Consider the following 3,657-nt stretch of genomic DNA (forward strand, 5'->3'; position numbering starts at 1 on the left):
GGCCTCCCCATCAACTGGACCACCCACCTCCCCCACCACACCCCCCACACCCCCCTCCCCACCTACCCCTTCCAACACCAGCACTACTGGCTGGAAGCACCGGAAGCCCCGCCCGCCGTCACCGCCCAGGACAAGGGTGAGCAGCAGTTCTGGCAGACGGTGGAAGCCGAGGACCTCGATCTGCTGGCGACGATGCTCACGGCTGACGACCGGCGAGAGGAACTGCGCCCGGCGCTGTCCCTGCTGTCCGAATGGCGTCGTACCCAGGTCACCCGTTCCACGGTCGACGCATGGCGGTACGAGGTGAACTGGCGCCCGCAGCCGGGCTCCCTCACGCCGCCGCCCAGCGGCAGGTGGCTGGTGGTCGCTCCGGAGAATCACGCCGATCTTCCGTGGGTCACCGCGGCGCGTGCGGTACTGGGCGGGGCCGACGTCACCACCCTCGAACGGCTGACCACACAACTCCCGGCCACCGACGGTCAGGACGAGGCGGGATCGGGCACGCCCGCAAGCGCCCTTCCCGAGTACACGGGCGGCGTCCTGTCCCTGCTCTCGCTCGGCGGTCGCCCCACGGAAGACACCCTGGCGTTGCTTCGCACCGCCGCGGATGCGGGCCTGACCGCCCCTCTGTGGTGTGCAACGTCCGGTGCCGTTTCGGTCGGGACGGCGGACCGGGTCAGGGAGCCGGAACAGGCCGGGGTGTGGGGTCTCGGCCAGGTGGCGGGGCTGGAGCACCCGCAATGGTGGGGCGGGCTGGTCGACCTGCCGGAAGAGCCCGACGAGCGGGCGGTGGCACGGCTGGCGGCCGTACTGGCCGGGACGGCCGAGGACCAGGTGGCGGTGCGCGCCTCAGGTCTGTTCAGCCGGCGTATGGCTCGCAAGCCTTCCGCATCGGAGCAGTCCGCTTGGAGCACTTCGGGGACGGTACTGGTCACCGGTGGCACGGGCGCTCTGGGGACGCACGTCGCGAAGTGGCTGGCCGACTCCGGCACCCGGCACCTCATTCTCACCAACCGCCGGGGCAGCACCGCTCCCGGTGTCGCGGAACTGCTGGCGGATCTGGAGCACCGGTCGCCCGGCATCCGGGTGGACGTCGTCCGATGTGACGCCGCCGACCGCGAGGCCCTGGCGGGACTGCTGGCCACCACCGGAGGCACGGTGACGGCCGTCTTCCACACGGCTGGTGTCGGCACCACGGCGCCACTCGCGGACACTGACGCCGAGCTGTTGGCGGCGGCCTACGCGGCCAAGGCCCTGGGGGCACGGAACCTCGACGAGGCGTTCGCGGACGTCGAGCTCGACGCGTTCGTCTTGTTCTCTTCCGGTGCCGGGGTGTGGGGTGGTGCGGGCCAGGGCGCGTACGCGGCGGCGAACGCGTACCTGGACGCGCTCGCTCAGCAGCGCCGTGGACGCGGCTCGCACGCGCTGTCGATCGCGTGGGGCAGCTGGGACGGCGAGGGCATGGCCGCGCAAGGGGCCGCCGCGGAAACACTGCGGCGCGTCGGTCTCCGCACGATGGACCCGGCGCTGGCAGTGGAGGCGTTGCAGCGGTCTCTCGAACTCGGGGACACCACGGTGGTGGTCGCGGACATCGCCTGGGACCGTTTCGCGCCGACCCTCAGCGCGGCCCGTCGCAGGCCGCTGATCAGCGACCTGGCGGAGGCTCGCGTCGCGCTGGACGGCGGGGCCGGGGAAGAGGCGGAAGTCGACGAAGGCGGCCTGCGGCAGCGTCTCGCCTCCCTGACCGCCGGTGAGCAGGACCGCGCGCTCCTCGACCTCGTGCGCACGGAGGCCGCCTCGGTACTCGGGCTCACGCAGTGGCAGGATCTCGCACCGCGCAGCGCTTTCCGGGATCTCGGCTTCGATTCGCTGACCGCCGTGCGGCTGCGCAACCGGCTCAAGTCGGTGACCGGTCTGCACCTGGCCGCGACCGCGGTCTTCGACCATCCGTCGCCGGGATCGCTTGCGGACGAGCTCAAGCGGCAGTTGCTCGGCGCCGACGCTCGGTCGGCGTCCACCCTTGCCTCCGTGTCCGCCTCGGACGATCCCATCGTGATCACCGCCATGAGCTGCCGCTTCCCCGGCGGCGCGGACACTCCCGAGCGACTCTGGGACCTGGTGGCGGGCGGCCGCGACGCGGTGTCGGACTTTCCCACCGACCGGGGCTGGGATGTCGACGGCATCCACGACCCGGCGCTGAGCCGTCCGGGCACCACGTACACGCGGGAAGGGGCGTTCGTCGACGCCGCCGGGTTCGACGCCGCCCTGTTCGGGATCTCGCCCCGTGAGGCACTGGCGATGGACCCGCAGCAGCGGCTGCTCCTGGAGGTCTCCTGGGAGGCATTCGAGCGGTCCGGAATCGCGATCGAAGACCTGCGCGAGAGCAAGACGGGCGTGTTCGTCGGAGCAGCCACGTCGCACTACGTCGGGGGTGCCGCCGGACAGAGCGCCGAAGGCTACGTTCTGACCGGCTCCTCCACTGCCGTCGTCTCGGGGCGCATCGCGTACTCCTTCGGGCTCGAAGGACCGGCCGTGACGATCGACACCGCGTGCTCGTCGTCCCTCGTCGCTCTGCACCTCGCGGCCCAGTCGCTGCGCAGTGGTGAGTGTTCGCTCGCCCTCGCGGGCGGGGTCACCGTGATGGCCACCCCCGCGGCTTTCGTGGAGTTCAGCCGCCAGCGCGGGCTGTCGGCCGACGGCCGCTGCAAGGCGTTCGCGGATGCGGCGGACGGCACCGGCTGGGGTGAGGGAGCCGGCGTCGTGGTGCTGGAGCGCCTCTCGGACGCCCGTCGCAACGGCCATCCCGTCCTCGCCGTGGTGAGTGGCTCCGCGGTCAACCAGGACGGGGCCTCCAACGGCATCAGTGCTCCCAACGGTCCGTCCCAGCAGCGCGTCATCCAGCAGGCACTGGCGAACGCCGGCCTCACACCCAGTGAGGTCGACGCCGTCGAAGCACACGGAACCGGGACCCGGCTCGGTGACCCCATCGAAGCCCAAGCCCTCCTCGCCACCTACGGCCAGAACCGCGACACACCCCTCTGGCTCGGATCCGTCAAATCCAACATCGGCCACACCCAAGCCGCAGCCGGCGCCGCCGGCCTCATCAAAATGATCCAAGCCATGCACCACGGCCTACTCCCCCGCACCCTCCACATCGACGAACCGACATCACACGTCGACTGGACCACCGGAGCCGTGCGACTCCTCACCGAGACTCGCCCGTGGCCGGAAGGCGACCACCCCCGCCGGGCGGGCGTGTCGGCATTCGGAGTCAGCGGCACCAACGCGCACGTGATCCTGCAACAGGCACCCGAGGCCGAGGAACGGGCCGCCGAGCGGAGCCCGTCACCGGCAGTGCCGTGGGTGGTGTCCGGCCGGAATCAGGCGGCGCTGCGCGCGCACGCGGCGCGCTTGGCGGCCGAACTGCCGGACGACGCCTCGGTACTGGACGTCGGCTTCTCCTTGGCGACCACCCGGACCGCATTGGCCGAACGGGCCGTGGTCGTGTCGGGTAACACCGCTGAGCGCCGGCGGGCACTCACCGCATTCGCCAACGGTGAATCCACCCCCCACCTCATCACCGGCCGCGCCACCGAACACCAACGCATCGCCATGATCTTCTCCGGCCAAGGCACCCAACAACCCCACATGGGCCAC

The 3,657-nt window shown here is 71.5% G+C and carries 1 protein-coding gene; it reads left to right on the plus strand.

Features of this window, described 5'->3' with window-relative positions; genetic code table 11:
- A partial coding sequence (locus ABT106_RS31420; protein ID WP_351284324.1) for an SDR family NAD(P)-dependent oxidoreductase occupies positions 1–3,657 on the plus strand: 3,657 nt, incomplete at both ends.

Source organism: Streptomyces sp. NPDC002044 (assembly GCF_040296725.1).
Classification (GTDB): Bacteria; Actinomycetota; Actinomycetes; order Streptomycetales; family Streptomycetaceae; genus Streptomyces; species Streptomyces antarcticus.